This window comes from Mycoplana sp. ABR4_002 (assembly GCF_056159645.1).
The window spans coordinates 1,247,049-1,267,229 of sequence record NZ_JBSWVO010000001.1 but is presented as its reverse complement, the minus strand read 5'-3'; the positions used below and the strand labels follow the sequence as shown (position 1 = coordinate 1,267,229).

Below are 20,181 nucleotides of genomic sequence, written 5' to 3'. Positions count from 1 at the left end.
GCGCGAGGCCGGCCGCCTTGCCGGGCGCCCGGCGTCAGACCTCGGCCACCGCGATCCAGCGCCGCTCCCGGAAGGACCGGGCCATGGCGTGGACGGCGCGCTCGATGCGCAGCGCGTCGGCGAATTCGACCGCGCGGAACGGCTGTCCGGCGATCGCTCCGAGCAGTTCGCGGCATTCGATCACCTTGAGGTCGTTGAAGCCGAGGCCATGGCCGGGCGCGGGCAGGAAGCGTTCATAGGGGCGGTGGTGGGGGGCGGTCAGCACCGTGGCAAAGCCCTGCTCGCTCGGCCGGCCGATGGCCCGGTAGAGCTGGAACTCGTTCATCCGCTCCTGGTCAAAGACGATCGCGCCGTTGGCACCGAAGATCTGCAGGGCGAGCCGCCCCTTGCGCCCCCAGGCGGCACGATTGACCGCCAGCAGCGCCGGAATGCCGCCGGCCAGCCGCATCAGCACACTCGCCTGGTCGTGGTTCTCGACGGCGCGCCGTCCCCCCTCGACGAGCGGGCGGTCGGGATACGGCCTGCCGAGATCGGCGACGACGGATTCGACATGGCCGAGGAGACTCCACAACAGCGACAGCGGATGGACGGCGAAATCGTCGAGCACGCCGTAGCCGGCGGCCGCTTCGCTCTTGGGCGAGAACGGCGCCTCGGGATCGGCCATGAAGTCCTCGTCCATTTCCACGCGCACGTGATTGACCGCGCCGATGGCGCCCTCGTCGATCAGGGTGCGGATGTGCCGGATGACGGGGTTCTGGATGTAGTTGTAGCCGATGATCGCGACCCTGCCGGCCTGCCCGGCGGCGGCCTCCATGCGCGCGGCGTCGGCTAGCGCGGTCGCCATCGGCTTTTCGCACCAGACGTGCTTGCCGGCCTCGAGCGCGGCGATCGCCATCTGCGCGTGGAACTGGTTCGGGGTCGTGATCGAGATCACGTCCACCTCCGGATCGGCCAGCAGGTCGCGCCAGTCCGAAGTCGACCTGGCAAAGCCGAACTCCCGCGCCCGGCTGGCGGCCAGCTCCGGCGTCTGTTCGGCGAGATGGACGAGGCGCGGCCGCTCCACGTCACCGAAAATCGCGGCGACATTGTTCCAGGCAAGCGCGTGGCACTTGCCCATATACCCCGTACCGATCAGTCCAACACCAAGCGCGGCCATCTTCGCTCCTCCATTCCGGCGGCGGCATGATGGACCGAATCCAGGCGGAATGAAAGAATCGAAGCAACATCCGTATGGAACATCTGTTTCGCCTGAGTCATAATGTCGGCAGGGGGACGGGATCGGACATGCACGAACAAGACAAGCACGCACGCGTGCCGCGCGACTTCGACAGCCTGCGCAGCGTCATCATCGAGCGCAAGGAGGCGATGCCGAAGCGGCTGGCACAGGTGGCCGCCCATATGCTCGCCCATCCCGATGAGGTCGCCTTCGGCACGGCCGCCAGCATCGCCGCCGCGGCACAGGTGCAGCCGTCGACGCTGGTGCGTCTCGCCCATTACTTCGGCTTCGACGGCTTTTCCGACCTGCAGACGGTGTTTCGCGAACGGCTGCGCGACCGCACGCTGTCCTACGAGGAACGGCTCGCCACGCTCGAGCAGGACGGCGAGGCGGGCAGCGAGAACGAACTGCTGTCGGGCTTCATCGCCGCCGCCAGCCAGTCCGTCGCCCGGCTGGCGGCCACGATCGACCGGGACGCCTTCGCCAGGTCCGTCGACCTGCTGGCGCGGGCGGAAACGATCTATCTCGTCGCCAAGCGCCGCGCCTATCCGCTGACCGCGCACATGGCCTATGCCTTCGGCAAGCTCGGAATCCGCCACCAGACGATCGCCTCGCCCAACGGCATCGACGGCGAGCTCGCCGGGTTCGCCACGACCAGGGACGCGGCGATCGCCGTCAGCTTCGCGCCCTACGCATCGGAGAGCCTGGCGCAGGCGCAGGCGCTGCACGAACGCGGCGTGCCGATCGTCTCGATCACCGATTCGGCCTTCTCGCCGCTGGCGGCCTGCGCCACGCACTGGTTCGAGATCGCCGAGGCCGACTATGGCGGGTTCCGCTCGCTGTCCGCCTCGATGGCGCTGGCCATGGCGCTGCCGGTCGCGATCGCGGAGAAACGGCGACATCCGACCCGCGCCAACCCGTCCGCATCCGGAAAGTGAAATGGAACAAATATTCCGAATTGACTATCAATCGGAATTGATGTTTCATTTTGCCATGTGCGGGCGAGCGAACACGGCCGCGCCGACGGGAGGGCCTGATGCCGAGACACGAAGCTGGAACCGGGGCGGACACCCCGCTTGACGTCATTGCGATCGGCCGCTCGTCCGTCGACCTCTACGGGCAGCAGCTCGGAAGCCGGCTGGAGGACATCACCTCGTTTGCCAAATCCGTCGGCGGCTGCCCGGCAAACATTGCCGTCGGCACCGCCCGCCTCGGCCTTCGCTCCGGCCTGATCACCCGCGTCGGCGACGAGCAGATGGGCCGCTTCATCCGCGAACAGTGCGCCCGCGAGGGTGTCGCGACGAACGGCATCGTCACCGACCGCGAGCGGCTGACCGCGCTGGTGTTGCTGGCGATCGAGGCCGAGGGCGTCTCGCCGATGATCTTCGTGCGCACCGACTGCGCCGACATGGCGCTGTGCGCGGACGACATCGACGCGGCGTTCATCCGCTCCGCGCGCGCCGTCCTCGTCTCGGGCACGCATTTCTCGCGGCCGAACACAGAGGCCGCCCAGCGCAAGGCGATCCGGATCGCGCGCGACAGCGGCCGCAAGGTGATCTTCGACGTCGACTACCGGCCGAACCTCTGGGGCCTGGCCGGCCATGCCGAGGGGTTCGAGCGCTACGTCAAGTCCGACCGGGTCTCGCAGCTGATGAAATCGGTGCTGCCGGACTGCGACCTGATCGTCGGCACGGAAGAGGAGATCATGATCGCCTCCGGCGCCGACGACGTGCTGTCCTCGCTGAAGGCGATCCGCGCCGTCTCGGACGCGACCATCGTGCTGAAGCGCGGCGCCATGGGCTGCATCGTCTACGACGGCCCGATCAGCGACGACCTGGAGGACGGGATCGTCGGCAAGGGATTTCCGATCGAGATCTACAACGTGCTCGGCGCCGGCGACGCCTTCATGTCCGGCTTCCTGCGCGGCTGGCTGAAGGGGGAGGACCATGCGACCTCGGCGACCTGGGCGAACGCCTGCGGCGCCTTCGCCGTCTCGCGCCTGCTGTGCTCGCCGGAATACCCGACCTGGGACGAGCTTTGCCATTTCCTCGCGCATGGCAGCGCGCACCGCGCCCTGCGCAAGGACGAGGCGATCAACCATGTTCACTGGGCCACCACGCGCCGCGGCGAGATCCCGCTGCTGATGGCGTTGGCCTGCGACCACCGCATGCAGCTGGTGGACGTCGCCGACGAGCTCGGCGTGCCGCAGCAACGGATCTCCGCCTTCAAGCGGCTGACGGTGGAGGCGGCCGCGCGCGTGGCCGAGGGGCGGCCCGGCTACGGCATGCTGCTCGACGAGCGCTTCGGCCGCGAGGCCCTGTTCGACGCGGCGACGAAGAATTTCTCCTGGATCGGCCGGCCGGTGGAGCTGCCGGGATCGAAGCCGCTGCGCTTCGAGTTCGGCCAGGACATCGGCTCGCAGCTCGTCGAATGGCCGATCGACCATTGCATCAAATGCCTATGCTTCTATCATCCCGAAGATCCTGCCGCGCTGAAGCAGGAGCAGCAGGAAAAGCTGCGCACGCTGTTCGAGGCGGCGCGGCGGGTCGGGCGGGAGCTGCTGATCGAGATCATCGCCGGCAAGAACGGTCCGCTGCAGGACGCGACCGTATCGACGGCGCTGCAGGAGCTTTACGACCTCGGCATCAAGCCGGACTGGTGGAAGCTGGAACCGCAGGCCTCCGAGCAGGCCTGGAAGAACATCGAGGCGGTGATCGCGAGGAACGACCGCTACTGCCGCGGCATCGTCCTGCTCGGGCTCGAGGCGCCGGCGGAGGACCTGGTGAGCGCGTTCGAGGCTACCAGGGCGGCACCGGCGGTCAAGGGCTTTGCCGTCGGCCGCACGATCTTCGCCGATGCCGCGCGCGCCTGGCTCGCCGGCCGGATCGACGACGAAGCGGCGATCGCCGACATGGCCGGCCGCTTCCGTACCCTGACGGAAGCCTGGCTGCGGACGCGCGGGCTGAACTGACCCCCTCCCCCATTCCCGCTCCGCACGGCTTGGAGGGATGGGAGGGGTCAAACGAGACAAGAGAACAAGGCTGCGGGAGGACACCGATGGCGAAGACGATCCGGCTGACGACGGCGCAGGCCGTCGCGCATTTCCTGAAGGCACAGAAAACGGTCGTCGACGGCAAGACGGTGCCGATCTTCGCCGGCGTCTGGGCCATTTTCGGCCACGGCAACGTCGCCGGCATGGGCGAAGCACTCTACCAAGTGCGCGAGGAGCTGCCGACCTATCGTGCCCACAACGAGCAGGGCATGGCGCATGCGGCCGTCGCCTTCGCCAAGGCGAGCTTCCGTCAGCGCTTCATGGCCTGCACCACCTCGATCGGGCCGGGCGCACTCAACATGGTCACCGCAGCCGGGGTGGCGCACGTGAACCGCCTGCCGGTGCTGTTCCTGCCCGGCGACGTCTTTGCCAACCGGATCCCAGATCCGGTCCTGCAGCAGGTCGAGAACTTCGGCGACGGCACCGTGTCGGTCAACGACGCGTTCCGCTGCGTCTCGCGCTATTTCGACCGCATCACCCGGCCCGAACAGATCATCCCGGCGCTGAAGCGCGCCATGCAGGTGCTGACCGATCCGGTCGACTGCGGTCCGGTGACGCTGTCGCTCTGCCAGGACGTGCAGGCCGAGGCCTATGACTACCCCGAAAGCCTGTTCGCCGAGCGGGTCTGGAAGGAGCGCCGCCCGCGGCCGGACGCGGACGAACTGGCCGCGGCACTCGAGGCGATCCGTCACGCGCAGCGGCCGCTGATCATCGCCGGTGGCGGGGTGCTCTATGCCCGCGCGACGGCCGAGCTGAAGGCCTTTGCCGGCATGCACGACGTGCCCGTCGCCGTCACCCAGGCCGGCAAGTCGGCCCTGCCCGACGACCACCCGCTCTGCATGGGCTCGATCGGCGTGACCGGCACCAGCGCCGCCAATGCCTTCGCCGAGGAAGCCGACCTGATCCTCGCCGTGGGCACGCGCCTGCAGGACTTCACGACCGGTTCCTGGGCATTGTTCAAGAACGACAAGATGCGGATCATCGGCCTCAACACCGCGCCGGTCGACGCCGCCAAGCATGACGCGCTGCCGCTGGTCTGCGACGCGCGCGAGGGCCTGACGCTGCTGTCCGAGGCGCTCGGCGGCTGGAACGCGCCCGCCTCGGTCGAGGCGGCTGCGAAGACGCGCAAGGCGGAGTGGATGGCGGCGGTCGAGCGCGCGACGGCGGCGACCAACGCGGCGCTTCCCTCCGATGCGCAGGTGATCGGCGCCGTCCAGCGCGCGATCGGCGGCGAGAACGCGGTGCTCGTCTGCGCCGCCGGCGGGCTTCCGGGCGAGTTGCACAAGCTGTGGCAGGCCGGCAAGCCGGGCAGCTACCACATGGAATACGGCTTCTCCTGCATGGGCTACGAGATCGCCGGGGGCCTCGGCGTCAAGATGGCGCGACCCGAGGCCGATGTCGTCGTCATGGTCGGCGACGGGTCCTACATGATGCTGAACTCGGAGCTCTCGACCTCGGTGATGCTCGGGCACAAGCTCACCATCGTCATGCTCGACAATCGCGGCTACGGTTGCATCAACCGGCTGCAGATGGCCACCGGCGGCGCCAACTTCAACAACCTGCTGAAGGACGCCCACCTCGAGACGATGCCGGACATCGACTTCCGCGCGCATGCGGAGAGCATGGGCGCGATCGCCGTCAAGGTGTCGTCGATCGCCGACCTCGAGGCGGCAATCGAGGCGGCGAAGGGCAACGACCGCACCTCGGTGATCGTCATCGACACCGATCCGCTGGTCACGACGGAGGCCGGCGGCCACTGGTGGGACGTGGCGGTGCCCGAGGTCAGCCCGCGCCAGCAGGTGAACGCGGCACGCGAGGCCTATGTCAAGGCCCTTGCGGCGCAGCGCATCGGCTAGGCGCCTCGCCCCCCTCGCGGCATTTTTCCGGAACGCCACCCGGCGTTCCGCCCCAAGGAGACTATCGATGAAGGCCAAACTTGGCATGTCGCCCATCGCCTGGTGGAACGACGATCTTCCCGAACTCAGCGACGACGTGTCGCTTGAGGAGTGCCTGCGCCAGTCGCGCAGCGCCGGCTTCACCGGCATGGAACAGGGCCGCCGCTTCCCGAGCAATCCCGACGAAATGCTGCCGATCCTGCGCGCCGCCGACGTGACGCTGTGCGGCGGCTGGTTTTCCGGCACGCTGGTCGACGAGGAGCTCGCCGCCAACAAGGACCGCATCGCCCCGATGATCGAGCTGTTCAAGGCCGTCGGCGCCCCCTGCATCGTCTACGGCGAAGTCGGCCGCTCGATCCAGGGCGACCGCTTGAGGCCGCTTTCCACCAAACCGCGCCTTTCGGACGATGAGATGAAGGCGTACGGGCGCCGCCTCAGCGCCTTCGGCGAATGGTGCGCCGAGCAGGGCATGCCGCTCTCCTACCACCACCACATGGCGGCGGTGGTGGAAACCGAGCCCGAGCTCGACGCCTTCATGCGGGCTTCCGGCGAAGGCATCCCGCTGCTGCTCGATGCCGGCCATCTCGCCTTCGCCGGCGGCGACGTCCTGCGCGCCATCGACAACCACCACGCCCGCATCAACCACGTCCACGTCAAGGACATCCGCAAGGCCGTGGTCGACGGGCTGGACCGCACCCGGCAGTCCTTCCTCGACGCGGTGGCGCTCGGCGCCTTCACCGTGCCGGGCGACGGCTCGCTCGATTTCGGCGCCATCGTCCAGCGACTGGCGAACCACGGCTACGAGGGATGGTTCGTGGTCGAGGCCGAGCAGGATCCGCGCAAGGCGCCGCCGCAGAAGATGGCCGAGATCGGCCATGCGGAGCTGATGCGCGTCATGACCGCCGCGGGCTACACCGTGGAGACAGAGGGCTTCCCGAAAGGGTAAGCGTCGCAGACGGACGAAAGGAACGAGCGCATGTCGAAACTGCTGGTCAAAGCCAATGGCACCCATGGTCGAGTGACGCATGTGACACCGGAGAACGCCGGCTGGACCTATGTCGGCTTCGACCTGCACCGGATGAAGCCGGGCGAGATCGTCTCGGCGGAGACGGGAAGCCGCGAGGTCTGCCTCGTCTTCGTCACCGGCAAGGGATCGGCGTCCGCCGACGGCGAGAGCTTCGGCGTGCTCGGCGAACGGATGAGCGTGTTCGAGGGTCCGCCGCACGCGCTCTACGTGCCGGCCGGCTCGAACTGGTCGGTCACGGCGGAGACGGAGCTGGAACTGGCCGTCTGCTCGGCACCGGGCGGCGGCGGGCACAAGGCGAAGGCGATCCCGCCCGGCGCCCACCCGCAGATCGTGCGCGGCAAGGGCAGCAACGTCCGCCACGTGACCAACATCATGCCGGAGGACGACGGTTCGGCGCATTCGCTGCTGGTGGTCGAGGTGATCACGCCGGAGGGCCATACCTCCTCCTATCCGCCGCACAAGCACGACCGCGACGACCTGCCGAACGAGAGCCTGCTGGAAGAGACCTACTACCATCGCCTCAACCCGCCGCAGGGGTTCGCCTTCCAGCGCGTCTATACCGACGACCGCTCGCTCGACGAAGCGATGGCGGTGGAGGACGGCGACGTGACGCTGGTGCCGAAGGGCTACCATCCCTGCGCCGCCTGCCACGGCTACGATCTCTACTACCTGAACGTCATGGCCGGCCCGAAGCGGGTATGGAAGTTCCACAACGCTCCCGAGCACGAGTGGCTGCTGGCGCAGTAGCCGGCCAGGACGGCGGCGGTCGGCGCGGCCGCCGTCAATTCCCCGAATGCGCTCGACCGTGGCCGTGCTTGTGCTGTATGCACGCGCCAGCAAGCGCGGATGGCGGCGGGGGATGGATTTCTTGAAGACTGCGGTTCTGATCAATGACACCTCGACGAAGGCGCATCTCGGCTGCCGCGTCGTCGTCGGCCAGATCGCCCGGCTGGCGGCTGCGTCCGGCATCCGGATCACGGCCACCTCCTCGGTGCATGCCGACTGGCGCGAACACCCGCGCCTGATGGAGCGGATGCGCGCGGCCGATCTCGTGATCGTCAATGGCGAGGGCACGCTGCACGACAGCACCCGGCAGGCCATGGCGCTCGCCGCGGTCGGACCGTTCTGCCGCGACGCCGGCGTGCCGAGCGCGCTCGTCAACAGCGTCTACGAGCGCAACGACGGCGAGATCGCCGCCGCCTGCGCGGCCTTTGACCGGGTGTATGTGCGGGAAACGAGCAGCGCCCGGGCGGCGCAGGCCGCGGGCCTGCCGGTCGCGGTCGTGCCGGACCTCACCCTGTCCAGCGATGTCATGGCGCCCTTCCGCGCCAGACCGCGCGGCGCCGGCCTTGCCGTCACCGACAATGCCAACCGGTCGGTCGGCGGGCCGGCCCTCGAGGAAGCGCTGCGGCGTCAGAACGTCTCGTTCCTGCATCTCGACACGTCGGAGCCGCACAACCCCTTCATGGACGCGGCACTCGCGCCGGAAGTCGTGTTCATGAACACCGGCGAAGTGCCCGTGCCGCCGGCTCCGGCACACCGAAAGCCGGTCAGCGCCTTCCGCGCGTTCCGCAAGTCGCTGTTCAAGCCGCAGTTGACGCGGCGCATGCGGATGCTTGACGCGTTGAGCGCCCCGCTTAGCGCCACGCAGATCCTGAACCGGATCGCGACGTCCAACGGCCTCGTCGGCGGGCGCTTCCACGCCGTGTGCATGGCGATGCTGTCGGACACACCCTTTGCCGCAATGTCGTCGAACACCTCCAAGATGCGCGGCATGCTTACCGACGCCGGTGTGGCGCGTTTCCTGACCGACGATCCGATAGCGGCCTTTGACCTTCCCAGCCGCTGGACCGAGGCCGACAGAACGGCCGTCGCAGCCTATATCGCTCGGGCACGGCGGGAGGCGCAGGCGATGTTCGACGACATCGCCTCCCTGGCATAGCGCCAGCATCGAGAACGAGGCCGGGCGCGACCGGCCTTTCAGCTGCGGCGCGACAGCAGTCCCCAGCCTTTCGCGATCTCCAGCGTCGACGAGAAGCCCGCCTCCAGCATGAACGGCTGCAGCTCGCGGGCATAGCCGCCGCCCCTGCCCCGCGTCACCGGCGTGCCGTGGCCGACCCCGGCCAGACGGTGGAACGTCACCCGGACACGGCCGTCCGCATCGCGCCAGCGCTGCGTCTTGCGTCCCCGGCTGCGTGCCTCGGCGAATCCGGCCGGCTCGAGCCCGTGGACGTCGAGCCATTGATCGACAAGCGCCTCGGCGTTGGAGATCGATACGGTCTCGTCCGACGTGCCGTGCCAGACCGAAACGGGCGGCCGGGCCGCAACCTGCGGCGCGGCGGCGCGCACGAGGTCGCCCCACTGCGCGGGCGAGCGCTGCGGCGCCTGTTCCATCGCCGCGAGCGCCCGGCGGGCGTCGCGGGCGGCCCCGAACGGCAGGCCGGCGATAATCGCGCCGCCGGCGAACACCTCCGGGTAGCCGGCGAGCATGGCCGCCGTCATGGCGCCGCCGGCGGACAGGCCGGTAATGTAGGTGCGGCCGCGGTTCGCGCCGGTGCGGGCGGCGATATGGTCGATCATCTGGCGGATCGAGGCGAGTTCGCCGCGATCGCGCGTCACCTCGCTGGGACGAAACCAGTTGAAGCAACGGCGCGGATTGTTGCTGTCCTTCTGCTCGGGATAGAGCACGGCAAAGCCGCATTCGCGGGCAAGGGCGGCCCAGCCGGCCGCCCGGTCGTAGCTGGCCGCGGTCTGCCGGCAGCCGTGCAGCACGACGACCAGCGGCGCGCCCGGCTTCAGGCGGCCGGGAACATATTCCAGCATGCGCAGATTGCCCGGATTGGTGCCGAACCCCCTGGTTTCGGTCAGGACCGGCCCGTCGGCGCCGCCACGCCGCCTGTGGCGGATCCCCGGCTCGAACTCCCGCAGGAACGGCCGGAACAGTTCGCCGAAGCGCTCGGGGCTGAAAAACAGCCCGCCCATCGATCGTCTGAAGCGATCCCGCATCCGCGCATCTCCTGTCGTTTGCCAATTTCCCTCGTGACAGCCACAGGGGACATAATCATGGCTGGCGCCGGAAAAAGAACGATTCGGCCCCGTTTTCGCACTCTCATTCTGCCGGCGCATCAAGCCATGCGGAATTACACAAAGCGCAAGCGAGGTCGATTCGTTCCGGGCCTTTCGGCAATCGCCGTCCTGATGTAGCACTCTTGCAACGACACGACGGCAGAGGACCCCGCGATGAGCGCACATCACCAAGCAACCCCGGAACAGGCGCGCGCGAAGATGGCCGCCTTCGACTGGGAGGATCCCTTCCTGCTCGAGGACCAGCTCACCGACGAGGAGCGGATGATCCGCGACGCCGCCCGCGCCTACTGTCAGGACAAGCTCGCCTCGCGCGTGCTCGAGGCCAACCGCCACGAGATCTTCCACCGCGAGATCATGACCGAGATGGGCGCGCTCGGCCTGCTTGGCCCGACCATCCCGGAGGATTTCGGCGGCGTCGGCGCCAACTACGTCTCCTACGGCCTGGTCGCCCGCGAGGTCGAGCGCGTCGATTCCGGCTATCGCTCGGCCATGTCGGTGCAGTCCTCGCTCGTCATGCATCCGATCTTTGCCTATGGCACCGACGAACAGCGCAAGCGCTATCTGCCGAGGCTCGCCTCGGGCGAATGGGTCGGCTGCTTCGGCCTGACCGAACCTGACCACGGCTCGGACCCTTCCTCGATGGTGACGCGAGCGAAGAAGACCGATGGTGGCTATCTGCTTTCCGGCGCCAAGAACTGGATCACCAACTCGCCGATCGCCGACATCGCCATCGTCTGGGCCAAGTCCGAGGCGCATGACGGCAAGATCAAGGGCTTCATCCTCGAACGCGGCATGAAGGGCTTCGAGACGCCGAAGATCGAGGGCAAGTTCTCGCTGCGCGCCTCGATCACCGGCATGATCATGATGCAGGACGTATTCGTGCCGGAAGAGAACCTGCTGCCTGAGGTCTCCGGCCTCGCCGGGCCGTTCGGCTGCCTCAACCGCGCCCGCTACGGCATCGCCTGGGGCGCCATGGGCGCGGCCGAGTTCTGCTGGCATGCGGCGCGCCAGTACACGCTGGACCGCAAGCAGTTCGGCAGGCCGCTGGCGCAGACGCAACTGATCCAGAAGAAGCTCGCCGACATGCAGACGGAAATCTCGCTCGGGCTGCAGGGCGCGCTGCGGCTCGGCCGGCTGTTCGACGAGCACCGCGCCTCCGCCGAGCTGATCTCGCTGATGAAGCGCAACAACTGCGGCAAGGCGCTCGACATCGCCCGGGTCGCCCGCGACATGCACGGCGGCAACGGCGTTTCCGACGAATACGGCGTCATCCGCCACGTCATGAACCTCGAGGCCGTCAACACCTATGAGGGCACGCACGACGTGCATGCGCTGATCCTCGGGCGCGCGCAGACCGGCCTGCAGGCGTTCCAGTAGGGCCGTCCGGACCACCGGGCACGGGGCGGCGGCGCCAGTCGGTGCACGCCGCCCCGCCCCGGACAACGCGTCAAAATTGCAATACGTAAAATTTTACACGTCACGTTCAACCATTCCCAACCTCTCGCTGCGACACTGGCTCCCGATTGTCATCGGGTCGTGGTGCCCGTTTCCGGGAGTGGACATGGTGGAGCTGGTCGACAAGCGACAGAGCGGCGGTCTCTACGAGCGCAAGTGGGAGCGGTTCCGGGTCAGCCGCCAGGGCATGCTGGTCTCGGTGGGGCTCGACCTCGCCGCGCCTAAGTCGCGGAGCTGCCAGCTGATCGACATCTCCCAGGGCGGCGCCAGCTTTTCGGTCAACACCACGATCGGGCTCGGCCAGCATTACTATCTGTCGATCGTCGGGATCGTGGCCAGGATCGGCTGCGCCGAGGTCTATCGCAGCGAGCACCGCGTCGGCGTGCAGTTCATCAAGGAGATCGACGAGGAGCTCCTGCACGAGATCGTCCGCGCCGACTACTTCACCGGCGGCGTCGCTCCCCGGAAGAAGGAGGCGCCGGCGCCCTACCTGAAGGGTGTGGAACGGCCGCGCTTCGACTTCCAGGGCAACTGACCCCTGCGGCAGGCCGAAAGCCTCCCGCACGTCGAACGGGACACCTGCCGGCCCTAGCCGGGCCGGGCCTATTTTCAAACACGCGCAGGATGCTCTAGTCTGGCCGGCTCACGGCGGCACCGCCGCCTCTCGTGTCCAACAAAGGTATTCGCACACCATGTCCGGCTTTTCCCGCTTCACCCCCACCGTCAACGCCCTGCCGTCCACCGTGCCCTTCGTCGGGCCGGAGGCGATCGAACGCCAGCGCGGGGTGAAGATCAGGGCGCGCATCGGCGCCAACGAGAGCGGCTTCGGCCCCGCGCCGTCGGTGCTGGAAGCGATCCGGCGCGCGGCCGGCGAGACCTGGATGTACAACGATCCGGAGAATTTCGAGTTGCGCGAGGCGCTGGCCCTGCACCACGGCGTCTCTCGCGACAACATCGCCATCGGCAACGGCATCGACGGCCTGCTCGGCGAGGTCGTGCGGCTCGTCGTCGAGCCCGGCACGCCGGTGGTGACCTCGTTCGGCGGCTACCCGACCTTCAATTATCACGTCAACGGCTATGGCGGACGTCTCGTCACGGTGCCCTACGCCGACGACCGGGAGGATCTCGACGGCCTGCTTGCCGCGGCACGGCGCGAGGACGCCCCGCTTGTCTACCTCGCCAATCCCGACAATCCGATGGGCAGCTGGTGGGACGCCGGCAGCGTCGTGGCCTTCGCCCGGGCGCTGCCCGACCGCAGCCTGCTCGTTCTCGACGAGGCCTATTGCGAGACGGCGCCGGCCGGGTCGACGCCGGCGGTCGAGGCGCTGATCGGCCAGCACAACGTGTTGCGGATGCGGACCTTCTCCAAGGCCTACGGCCTTGCCGGCGCGCGTGTCGGCTATGCGATCGGCACGCTTGGCAATGCGCAGGCGTTCGACAAGATCCGCAACCATTTCGGCATGCCGCGAATCTCGACGGCGGCAGCGCTGGCGGCGCTGGAGGACCGGGGCTACTTGCGCGACGTCCTCGGCCGCATCGCCACCGCGCGCGAGACGATCGCCGCGACCGCGACCGGCAACGGCCTCAAGCCCCTGCCCTCGGCCACCAATTTCGTCGCGATCGACTGCGGCCGCGACGGCAGCCATGCCCGCGCCGTCGTCGACGGGCTGATGGAGCACGGCGTGTTCGTGCGCATGCCGGGCGTCGAGCCGCTGAACCGCTGCATCCGCGTCAGCGTCGGCCCCGAGGCCGAGCTGGCGCTGTTCGACGAGGCGCTACCGAAGGTATTGAGGGCGCTTGGCAGCAGCCGGTAGGCAGCAGGGCGTCGTTGGACAGCGAGACCCCTGCAAGGTCTAAGTTTTTTCGCTCCTACCGCCTACCGGTGGCCCGCCCCTCGGTCAATGCGTCGTCATCCAGTCGCGGGCGGCGCGCAATGCCAGCGCCAGGTCGCCCTTGGTCATGGTCGCGGCGAGATCGGCGCGCAGCTCGGCGGCCCGATCACACCCCTTGATGGCGGCGATGTTGAGCCATTTGTGAGCGGCGACCAGATCGACGGCGCATCCGCGCCCGGTCGCATACATGAGACCCATTTCGCAGAACGTGTCGGCGCGGGTCTCGCCGCCCATCATGGCGGCCATTTCGGTGTTTCGCATTTCGAAGCGTGCCATTGTCATTGTCCCTGTCTTGTTCGTCTTCTTGTGCATTCGCCCTGTCTTGCGGGCCTTTCGAAGCCGTGCCGTCTTCTGCGGCATTCGGTCTTCGAAGACCTTTGCGGCCGGTTTTTCCCCGTGCTCGTCTTATGGCCCCACTATGCCGGCACGCTTTCAACGGGTACTTAAAATGCATGCTTAATTTGCGACAAACAAAGTTCAAACACTTGGTAAACTTGGGTTTTCGTTAAGCATCGCACAGGCTGGAACAGCGTCGATCCGCTTCAAATTTTACGGAATTTTCAACTTCCGATTTCAACCAATCGCTAACCACGAAACCGATCGCCGGATGGGGCGGGCACGCAATCCGCTTGCCGAAACGACCGAAGACGGCGGAAAAACCGCAGGGCCGCGGCGAAAGGCGATTTACCCTTACGTGTGCGTCATATAGCCTGCGCCGGCGTCGGAGGAGGCGCACGGGCCGCGGCCAAGGCGGCGGCCGGCCCGGAAAACAGGAGGAAGAGACATGATGCGCATGGCCATTCTGGGCGCGGCCCTCGGGCTCGGGCTCTCTGGCGCGGCCCTGGCCGCCGAGCCGATCGAAGGCGACTGGAAGACCGCAAGCGGCGAGACCGCGGCGATCGCCAAATGCGGCGGCGGCTTCTGCATCACTCTGAAAACCGGCAAGTTCGCCGGCAAGCGGATCGGCGAGCTGTCGGGCGCCGGTGGCGAATACAGCGGCTCGATCACCGATCCGGCCGACGACAAGACCTATAGCGGCTCCGGCTCGGTCAACGGCAACTCGCTGCAGATGAAGGGCTGTGTGCTGAAGGTCTTCTGCAAGTCGCAGAGCTGGTCGCGGCTCTGACCCGTTCGGCGGTGCCGCGCGAACGAGGCGCGGGGCACCGCGCGACGAGAGCCGGCCGGTCCCCACCGGGACCGGCCGGCTCCTGCGTTCAGGGGCGGCTCAACGGGCGCGCTGGTTGAACAGGACCGCCTGGGCTTCCTTGTCCTCGGCGAAGCTCTTCTGGCGCTCGCGCTCCTCGCGGCCGACCTCGATGCCGCGCTGGACCGCAGGCCGGGCGAGAACGGCATCGAACCAGCGCTTCAGGTTGGGGAAATCCTCCAGCGTCTGGCCCTGGTTCTCGTAGGGCCGCACCCAGCCGATGCTGGCCATGTCGGCGATCGAATAGTCGCCGGCGAGGTAGTCGCGGTCCGCCAGCCGACGGTCCATCACGCCGTAGAGCCGGTTGACCTCGTTGGTATAGCGGTTGATGCCGTACTCGATCTTCTCCGGGGCGTACAGCCGGAAGTGATGGGCCTGGCCGGCCATCGGCCCGAGCCCGCCCATCTGCCAGAACAGCCATTCCTCGACCTGCACGCGGGCACGCTCGTCGGCCGGGTAGAAGCGGCCGTACTTGCGGCCGAGATACTGCAGGATGGCGCCGGACTCGAACACCGAAATCGGTTCTCCGCCCGGCCCGTCGGGGTCGATGATGGCCGGCATGCGATTGTTCGGGGCAATCTTCAGGAAATCGGGCGCGAACTGCTCGCCCTTGCCGATGTTGATGTATTTCACCTCGTAGGGAACGCCGAGTTCCTCCAGCATGATCGTGATCTTGTGCCCGTTCGGCGTCGGCCAATAGTAGAGTTCGATCGGTGTGGTCATGCATTGCTCCTTCGCTGTCCGGCTGACTTAGCGACGACCGCCCGCCGGTTCAAGGCGAGCGGCGATCAACCACGCCATGCGTGCGGCGCCGCCGGTGCCCGATTCCTGAACGCCAGATGAACCGCCCCCTCAGCACGCGTTCAGTCGCCTCATGCGAGAAAGCGTCACAAACGACACTCAGGGGACGAAATCATGGAAATTCTGGCCCGCCGGCTGACAATCATCTCGCTGCTCATGACCGTGTTCGCCATCTCGGTCGCGGCTGCGGTCGAGAGCGATGCGCGCCGGCACGAGCAGAAGCAGCGCTACGGCACGGCCAGCGCCTGCGCCATCCCCTCCATCTGCCCCCCTGCGCTCTGACGCACCAGATCTGGAAAGGACGGACATCATGTTGACCGCGCTTCTCACGAGCATCGCCGTCAGCCTTCGCATCGCCGTCCTGACCGCGCTGATGGTCGCTCCGCTCGCCGCCCTGTCCGTTGCCGCCAGCGACGGCAGCCTCGGCATCGGCAAGCAGGGAGCGGGCCTGGTGCTGTTCGTCACGCTGCAGCGCCAGGCGATGAGCTGACGCGCTGCCCGCGCAATGCGTTTCCTTTTCCCGCGACGGTGCGCTAAGGCTTGCGCACACCTGTCGGGGGCCGCATGCCATCCATCCTGATCTATTGTGCCGCGGCGATCGCGGAAATCGCCGGCTGCTTCTCCTTCTGGGCCTGGTTGCGGCTGGAACGCTCGGCGCTGTGGCTGCTCCCCGGCATGGCGTCGCTCGCCGCCTTCGCCTGGCTGCTGACCTTCGTCGACAGCGGCGCGGCGGGGCGTGCCTATGCCGCCTATGGCGGGATCTACATCGCCGCCTCGCTGCTGTGGCTCTGGCTCGCAGAAGGCGTGTCGCCCGACCGGTGGGACCTTGCCGGCACCGCGATCGCGGTCGCCGGCGCGGTGGTCATCCTCGCCGGTCCGCGTTGATTCCTGCGCAAATCGCGACGAACGGCCCGCATCGCCGGCGGCAGGGCGTTGCATCTTGTCGTTTGCGTGCGAAAATCCCGGAAACTATAGTGATTCATGAGCGAACCGATCTTGTCCCGAACCGCCCTTCCCTTCGCCACGCCGGAGCCCTTCGAGCCCCGGTCCTTCGACGACCCGGTGCAGGCCGTCGACTGCCTCCAGCAACTTTATGAGCGCAACACCCGCTTTCTCACCGACGCCTTTGCCGGGCTGGCCAGGGTCGGCGCGGCGGAGCGCCGCTATCGCGCCTGCTATCCCGAGGTCAGCGTCGAGACGACCAGCTTCGGCCACGTCGATTCGCGCCTGTCCTACGGCTACGTCGCCTCGCCGGGGGTCTACTCGACGACCGTGACCCGGCCGAAGCTGTTCCGGCACTACCTCAAGGAACAGCTCGGGCACCTGATGCGCAACCACGGCGTCACGGTGAGGGTGTCCGAATCCAGGACGCCGATCCCGCTGCATTTCGCCTTCGGCGAGGGCGCCTATGTGGAGGCGGAGATCGCCGAGAGCATCACCGTGCCGCTGCGCGACCTGTTCGACGCGCCCGACCTGACCAACACCGACGACGAGATCGCCAATGGCTCCTACGAGCCGGGTCCCGGCGAGCCGTCGCCGCTGGCGGCCTTCACCGCCCAGCGCATCGACTACTCGCTCGCCCGCCTCAGCCACTACACGGCGACAAGCGCCAACCACTTCCAGAACTTCGTGCTGTTCACGAACTACCAGTTCTACGTCGACGAGTTCTGCGCCTGGGCCCGGCTGCAGATGGCCGAGGGCGGCAACGGCTACACCGCCTTCGTCGAGCCCGGCAACGTCACCACCCAGGCCGGCAACGACAAGCCCGACACCGACCTGACGCTGGCGCGGCTGCCGCAGATGCCGGCCTACCACCTCAAGCGCAAGGGCCACGGCGGCATCACGCTCGTCAACATCGGCGTCGGCCCCTCCAACGCCAAGACCATCACCGACCACATCGCCGTCCTGCGCCCGCACGCCTGGCTGATGCTCGGCCACTGCGCCGGGCTGCGCAACAGCCAGACGCTCGGCGACTACGTGCTGGCGCATGCCTATGTGCGCGAGGACCACGTGCTCGACGACGACCTGCCGGTCTGGGTGCCGATTCCGGCGCTCGCGGAAATCCAGCTGGCGCTCGAAGGCGCGGTGGCGGAGGTGACCGGGCTCGAGGGCTACGACCTGAAGCGGATCATGCGCACCGGCACCGTGGCGACGATCGACAACCGCAACTGGGAACTGCGCGACCAGCGCGGTCCGGTGAAGCGGCTGTCGCAGTCGCGTGCGATCGCGCTCGACATGGAATCGGCGACGATCGCGGCCAACGGCTTCCGCTTCCGCGTGCCCTACGGCACGCTGCTGTGCGTCTCCGACAAGCCGCTGCACGGCGAACTGAAGCTGCCGGGCATGGCGACGGCGTTCTATCGCACGCAGGTCAACCAGCACCTGCGCATCGGCATCCGGGCGCTGGAAAAGCTCGCCGGCATGCCGACCGAGAAGCTGCATTCGCGCAAATTGAGAAGCTTCTTCGAGACGGCCTTCCAGTAGGCCGTCACGACGCCCTGGCCGGCAGCCAGGAGAGCACGATCGACAGCGCCGTGCCGGCGCAGGCGCTCGCGACGATCAGAAGATGCGCGTTGACGGCCGCCTCCCCGAGCGCCGGCAGCGCGGCCGCGCCTCCCGGCGCGCCGAAGGCGACAGCGCCGGCTGCGATCCCGGCCGGATAGGTGCCGACGCCGCCGGGGGCATGCACCGGCAGTACCGAGGACAGTTCGCCGCCGAGCGCGCCGCCGAAGGTGGCGGCGAAGGGCGAGACGCCGAGCAGGCCCAGGACCCAGGCCAGCACCACTACCTTCACCCCCCAGTTCAGCACGGTGAAGGCCCAGGCGCGGACAAAGCCCGCGGGCGACGCGGGAATCCCGGCCTCGACCTCGCGCAGCAGCTTTTCCAGGCGTTGTGGCAGGGCGCCGTGCAGCCGGCGGAAGATCGATCCCTTGGCGGCATAGGCGCCAAGGGGCAGGACCAGGAACGCGGTCCACAAGAGCCAGGCGAGCGCCCCGTTCGCCGCACCGGGCACAAGGCCGAGGCCGGCGGCAGCCAACAGCGCGTGCAGGTCGAGCAGGCGCATGACCAGCAAGGCGGCCGTGGCCCGCGCCAGCGGCACGGCGAACTGCGATCGCATCAGCAGCGGAAAACTCGTCTCGCCCGCCCGGAAAGGCAGCATGATGTTGAGGAGGTTGTGCACCTGGGTCAGGTGGAACAGCTTGAGGAACCGCCCCGCCGTTTCGGCGGGAAAGTAGTCGTGGATACGCTGGGCGCGAACGAGGTGGGTCGCGGTCAAAAGCAGCAGCGCCGCCAGCGTCGTCCCCGCCCCCACCCTGTCCCATTGCGACAGCAGCCGCGCCCAGCCCCACTGCCACTCGACAAAGGCCAGATAGGCCAGAAGACAGGCGATCGTCAGCAGGCTCATGGCATGGCGGGATAGCCACGGACGTCGGCTGGAATTCGGCGCTGAAGTCATATAGTGCTGATTTTCCCTGAAAGGCTGCGAGCGCGTGGTAACACGAACCGCGGACGGAAAGAACTCCGCCGGAGTGGAGAAACGTAAGTGCAAGAGAATTCGCCCACCAAGCCCGAGATCGCGCTGGCCCCGACCGCGGTCGAGATGTCGCTGGTCGTCCCCGTCTTCAATGAGGAAGAGAGCGTGCAACTGCTGATCGACCGCGTCTGCGCGGCGATGCAGGGCTTCGACAAGCCGTGGGAACTGATCCTCGTCGACGACGGCAGCACCGACGCCACGCTCGCCCGCGCCCGTGGCCTGCTGGAGCGGCCGGGCCTGAAGCTGGTGATCATCGAACTGCAGCGCAATTTCGGCCAGACCGCCGCCATGCAGGCCGGGATCGACGCCGCCAGCGGCCGGCTGATCGCCACGCTGGACGGCGACCTGCAGAACGACCCGGCCGACATCCGCGCCATGGCCAAGGCGCTCGACGAGCGCGAACTCGACCTGCTGGTCGGCTGGCGCAAGAACCGCAAGGACGGGCTTTTCCTGCGCAAGATCCCGTCCTGGTGCGCCAATGCGCTGATCGGCCGGATCACCGGCGTGCGCCTGCACGACTACGGTTGCAGCCTGAAGATCTATCGCGCCTCGATCATCAAGCAGGTGAAGCTGATGGGCGAGATGCACCGCTTCATCCCGGCCTGGGTGGCGGGGGTGGTGCCGAGCTCGCGGATCGGCGAGATGGTGGTGACACACCATCCGCGCACGCTGGGGACGTCGAAATACGGCATATCGCGCACCTTCCGGGTCATTCTCGACCTCTTGTCGGTGCTGTTCTTCATGCGCTACAAGGCGCGCCCCGGCCACTTCTTCGGCTCGATCGGCCTTGCCGCGGGCGCGCTCAGCGCGCTGATCCTCGCCTACCTGTTCATCGACAAGTTCGCCTTCGGCAACGATATCGGCACCCGGCCGCTGCTGCTCGTCGGCATCATGCTGTTCCTGTCGTCGGTCCAGATGATCACCACCGGAATCCTCGCCGAGATGATCGCGCGGACCTATTTCCGCGACGACGACACGCCGAACTACGTTATCCGGCAGACCTTCCGGCACGATTGA

General features: G+C 67.7%; 20 protein-coding genes. 15 read left to right on the top strand and 5 right to left on the bottom strand.

Features of this window, described 5'->3' with window-relative positions:
- Positions 1–34: 34 nt before the first annotated feature.
- Positions 35–1,156, bottom strand: a complete 1,122-nt coding sequence (locus ACXAGF_RS06030) for a Gfo/Idh/MocA family protein (RefSeq protein ID WP_475015257.1) — start codon at positions 1,154–1,156, stop codon at positions 35–37.
- Positions 1,157–1,284: 128 nt separating this feature from the next.
- Between ACXAGF_RS06030 and ACXAGF_RS06025 the strand changes: the two genes are divergently transcribed.
- From ACXAGF_RS06025 to ACXAGF_RS06000, 6 genes are all read left to right on the top strand, one after another.
- The gene (locus tag ACXAGF_RS06025; RefSeq protein ID WP_475015256.1) at positions 1,285–2,154 is read left to right on the top strand and encodes a MurR/RpiR family transcriptional regulator; all 870 of its coding nucleotides are present in this window, start codon (positions 1,285–1,287) and stop codon (positions 2,152–2,154) included.
- A 98-nt stretch (positions 2,155–2,252) separates the two neighbouring features.
- A complete protein-coding gene (locus ACXAGF_RS06020) occupies positions 2,253–4,187 on the top strand; it encodes a bifunctional 5-dehydro-2-deoxygluconokinase/5-dehydro-2-deoxyphosphogluconate aldolase (RefSeq protein WP_475015255.1) in 1,935 nt (644 codons plus the stop codon).
- Positions 4,188–4,273: 86 nt separating this feature from the next.
- Positions 4,274–6,124 (top strand): 3D-(3,5/4)-trihydroxycyclohexane-1,2-dione acylhydrolase (decyclizing), encoded by a 1,851-nt coding sequence (iolD, locus tag ACXAGF_RS06015; RefSeq protein WP_475015253.1) that lies wholly within the window; start codon positions 4,274–4,276, stop codon positions 6,122–6,124.
- Positions 6,125–6,191: 67 nt separating this feature from the next.
- On the top strand, positions 6,192–7,109 hold the full coding sequence (iolE, locus tag ACXAGF_RS06010; RefSeq protein ID WP_475015252.1) for a myo-inosose-2 dehydratase: 918 nt from the start codon (positions 6,192–6,194) through the stop codon (positions 7,107–7,109).
- Positions 7,110–7,139: 30 nt separating this feature from the next.
- Positions 7,140–7,937, top strand: coding sequence for a 5-deoxy-glucuronate isomerase (gene iolB, locus ACXAGF_RS06005; RefSeq protein WP_475015250.1), 798 nt, complete (start codon positions 7,140–7,142; stop codon positions 7,935–7,937).
- Between the two features lie 121 nt (positions 7,938–8,058).
- Positions 8,059–9,132: a polysaccharide pyruvyl transferase family protein gene (locus ACXAGF_RS06000; RefSeq protein WP_475015248.1), complete on the top strand. Its 1,074-nt coding sequence runs from the start codon at positions 8,059–8,061 to the stop codon at positions 9,130–9,132.
- Between the two features lie 38 nt (positions 9,133–9,170).
- On the opposite strand, the gene ACXAGF_RS05995 is transcribed toward ACXAGF_RS06000, so the two are convergent.
- Positions 9,171–10,196 carry an extracellular catalytic domain type 1 short-chain-length polyhydroxyalkanoate depolymerase gene (locus tag ACXAGF_RS05995; RefSeq protein ID WP_475015246.1) on the bottom strand — a complete coding sequence of 342 codons (1,026 nt, stop codon included), beginning with the start codon at positions 10,194–10,196 and terminating at the stop codon, positions 9,171–9,173.
- Between the two features lie 279 nt (positions 10,197–10,475).
- Between ACXAGF_RS05995 and ACXAGF_RS05990 the strand changes: the two genes are divergently transcribed.
- From ACXAGF_RS05990 to ACXAGF_RS05980, 3 genes are all read left to right on the top strand, one after another.
- Positions 10,476–11,654, top strand: coding sequence for an acyl-CoA dehydrogenase (locus ACXAGF_RS05990; RefSeq protein WP_475019223.1), 1,179 nt, complete (start codon positions 10,476–10,478; stop codon positions 11,652–11,654).
- A gap of 184 nt (positions 11,655–11,838) precedes the next feature.
- The gene (locus tag ACXAGF_RS05985; protein ID WP_475015244.1) at positions 11,839–12,267 is read left to right on the top strand and encodes a PilZ domain-containing protein; all 429 of its coding nucleotides are present in this window, start codon (positions 11,839–11,841) and stop codon (positions 12,265–12,267) included.
- A gap of 157 nt (positions 12,268–12,424) precedes the next feature.
- Entirely contained in the window at positions 12,425–13,546 is a 1,122-nt protein-coding gene (locus tag ACXAGF_RS05980; RefSeq protein ID WP_475015243.1) for a pyridoxal phosphate-dependent aminotransferase, read from the top strand.
- Between the two features lie 84 nt (positions 13,547–13,630).
- Here ACXAGF_RS05980 and ACXAGF_RS05975 read toward each other — a convergent pair whose 3' ends face one another.
- A complete protein-coding gene (locus ACXAGF_RS05975; RefSeq protein ID WP_475019222.1) occupies positions 13,631–13,900 on the bottom strand; it encodes a sel1 repeat family protein in 270 nt (89 codons plus the stop codon).
- Between the two features lie 508 nt (positions 13,901–14,408).
- On the opposite strand from ACXAGF_RS05975, the gene ACXAGF_RS05970 reads away from it, so the two are divergent.
- Positions 14,409–14,750 carry a DUF2147 domain-containing protein gene (locus tag ACXAGF_RS05970; RefSeq protein WP_475015241.1) on the top strand — a complete coding sequence of 114 codons (342 nt, stop codon included), beginning with the start codon at positions 14,409–14,411 and terminating at the stop codon, positions 14,748–14,750.
- 99 nt (positions 14,751–14,849) lie between these two features.
- Here the strand turns inward: ACXAGF_RS05970 and ACXAGF_RS05965 are convergent, their stop codons facing one another.
- Positions 14,850–15,551: a glutathione S-transferase N-terminal domain-containing protein gene (locus ACXAGF_RS05965; RefSeq protein WP_475015239.1), complete on the bottom strand. Its 702-nt coding sequence runs from the start codon at positions 15,549–15,551 to the stop codon at positions 14,850–14,852.
- 192 nt (positions 15,552–15,743) lie between these two features.
- On the opposite strand from ACXAGF_RS05965, the gene ACXAGF_RS05960 reads away from it, so the two are divergent.
- The 4 genes from ACXAGF_RS05960 to ACXAGF_RS05945 all read left to right on the top strand — a co-directional run bounded on the left by ACXAGF_RS05960 (position 15,744) and on the right by ACXAGF_RS05945 (position 18,113).
- Positions 15,744–15,911 (top strand): hypothetical protein, encoded by a 168-nt coding sequence (locus ACXAGF_RS05960; protein ID WP_475015238.1) that lies wholly within the window; start codon positions 15,744–15,746, stop codon positions 15,909–15,911.
- A 28-nt stretch (positions 15,912–15,939) separates the two neighbouring features.
- A complete protein-coding gene (locus ACXAGF_RS05955; RefSeq protein ID WP_475015236.1) occupies positions 15,940–16,119 on the top strand; it encodes a hypothetical protein in 180 nt (59 codons plus the stop codon).
- Between the two features lie 74 nt (positions 16,120–16,193).
- Positions 16,194–16,514 carry a YnfA family protein gene (locus ACXAGF_RS05950; protein ID WP_475015234.1) on the top strand — a complete coding sequence of 107 codons (321 nt, stop codon included), beginning with the start codon at positions 16,194–16,196 and terminating at the stop codon, positions 16,512–16,514.
- Positions 16,515–16,610: 96 nt separating this feature from the next.
- Positions 16,611–18,113 carry an AMP nucleosidase gene (locus tag ACXAGF_RS05945; protein WP_475015232.1) on the top strand — a complete coding sequence of 501 codons (1,503 nt, stop codon included), beginning with the start codon at positions 16,611–16,613 and terminating at the stop codon, positions 18,111–18,113.
- 4 nt (positions 18,114–18,117) lie between these two features.
- Here the strand turns inward: ACXAGF_RS05945 and ACXAGF_RS05940 are convergent, their stop codons facing one another.
- The gene (locus ACXAGF_RS05940; RefSeq protein ID WP_475015230.1) at positions 18,118–19,086 is read right to left on the bottom strand and encodes a lysylphosphatidylglycerol synthase domain-containing protein; all 969 of its coding nucleotides are present in this window, start codon (positions 19,084–19,086) and stop codon (positions 18,118–18,120) included.
- Between the two features lie 144 nt (positions 19,087–19,230).
- Between ACXAGF_RS05940 and ACXAGF_RS05935 the strand changes: the two genes are divergently transcribed.
- The gene (locus ACXAGF_RS05935; protein ID WP_475019221.1) at positions 19,231–20,181 is read left to right on the top strand and encodes a glycosyltransferase family 2 protein; all 951 of its coding nucleotides are present in this window, start codon (positions 19,231–19,233) and stop codon (positions 20,179–20,181) included.

Coding starts and splice junctions, on each gene's coding strand:
- ACXAGF_RS06030 (WP_475015257.1), bottom strand. CDS start 1,156: ATGGCCGCGCTTGGTGTTGGACTGATCGGTACGGGGTATATGGGCAAG.
- ACXAGF_RS06025 (WP_475015256.1), top strand. CDS start 1,285: ATGCACGAACAAGACAAGCACGCACGCGTGCCGCGCGACTTCGACAGC.
- ACXAGF_RS06020 (WP_475015255.1), top strand. CDS start 2,253: ATGCCGAGACACGAAGCTGGAACCGGGGCGGACACCCCGCTTGACGTC.
- iolD (WP_475015253.1), top strand. CDS start 4,274: ATGGCGAAGACGATCCGGCTGACGACGGCGCAGGCCGTCGCGCATTTC.
- iolE (WP_475015252.1), top strand. CDS start 6,192: ATGAAGGCCAAACTTGGCATGTCGCCCATCGCCTGGTGGAACGACGAT.
- iolB (WP_475015250.1), top strand. CDS start 7,140: ATGTCGAAACTGCTGGTCAAAGCCAATGGCACCCATGGTCGAGTGACG.
- ACXAGF_RS05995 (WP_475015246.1), bottom strand. CDS start 10,196: ATGCGGGATCGCTTCAGACGATCGATGGGCGGGCTGTTTTTCAGCCCC.
- ACXAGF_RS05990 (WP_475019223.1), top strand. CDS start 10,476: ATGGCCGCCTTCGACTGGGAGGATCCCTTCCTGCTCGAGGACCAGCTC.
- ACXAGF_RS05985 (WP_475015244.1), top strand. CDS start 11,839: ATGGTGGAGCTGGTCGACAAGCGACAGAGCGGCGGTCTCTACGAGCGC.
- ACXAGF_RS05980 (WP_475015243.1), top strand. CDS start 12,425: ATGTCCGGCTTTTCCCGCTTCACCCCCACCGTCAACGCCCTGCCGTCC.
- ACXAGF_RS05975 (WP_475019222.1), bottom strand. CDS start 13,900: ATGGCACGCTTCGAAATGCGAAACACCGAAATGGCCGCCATGATGGGC.
- ACXAGF_RS05970 (WP_475015241.1), top strand. CDS start 14,409: ATGATGCGCATGGCCATTCTGGGCGCGGCCCTCGGGCTCGGGCTCTCT.
- ACXAGF_RS05965 (WP_475015239.1), bottom strand. CDS start 15,551: ATGACCACACCGATCGAACTCTACTATTGGCCGACGCCGAACGGGCAC.
- ACXAGF_RS05960 (WP_475015238.1), top strand. CDS start 15,744: ATGGAAATTCTGGCCCGCCGGCTGACAATCATCTCGCTGCTCATGACC.
- ACXAGF_RS05955 (WP_475015236.1), top strand. CDS start 15,940: ATGTTGACCGCGCTTCTCACGAGCATCGCCGTCAGCCTTCGCATCGCC.
- ACXAGF_RS05950 (WP_475015234.1), top strand. CDS start 16,194: ATGCCATCCATCCTGATCTATTGTGCCGCGGCGATCGCGGAAATCGCC.
- ACXAGF_RS05945 (WP_475015232.1), top strand. CDS start 16,611: ATGAGCGAACCGATCTTGTCCCGAACCGCCCTTCCCTTCGCCACGCCG.
- ACXAGF_RS05940 (WP_475015230.1), bottom strand. CDS start 19,086: ATGACTTCAGCGCCGAATTCCAGCCGACGTCCGTGGCTATCCCGCCAT.
- ACXAGF_RS05935 (WP_475019221.1), top strand. CDS start 19,231: ATGTCGCTGGTCGTCCCCGTCTTCAATGAGGAAGAGAGCGTGCAACTG.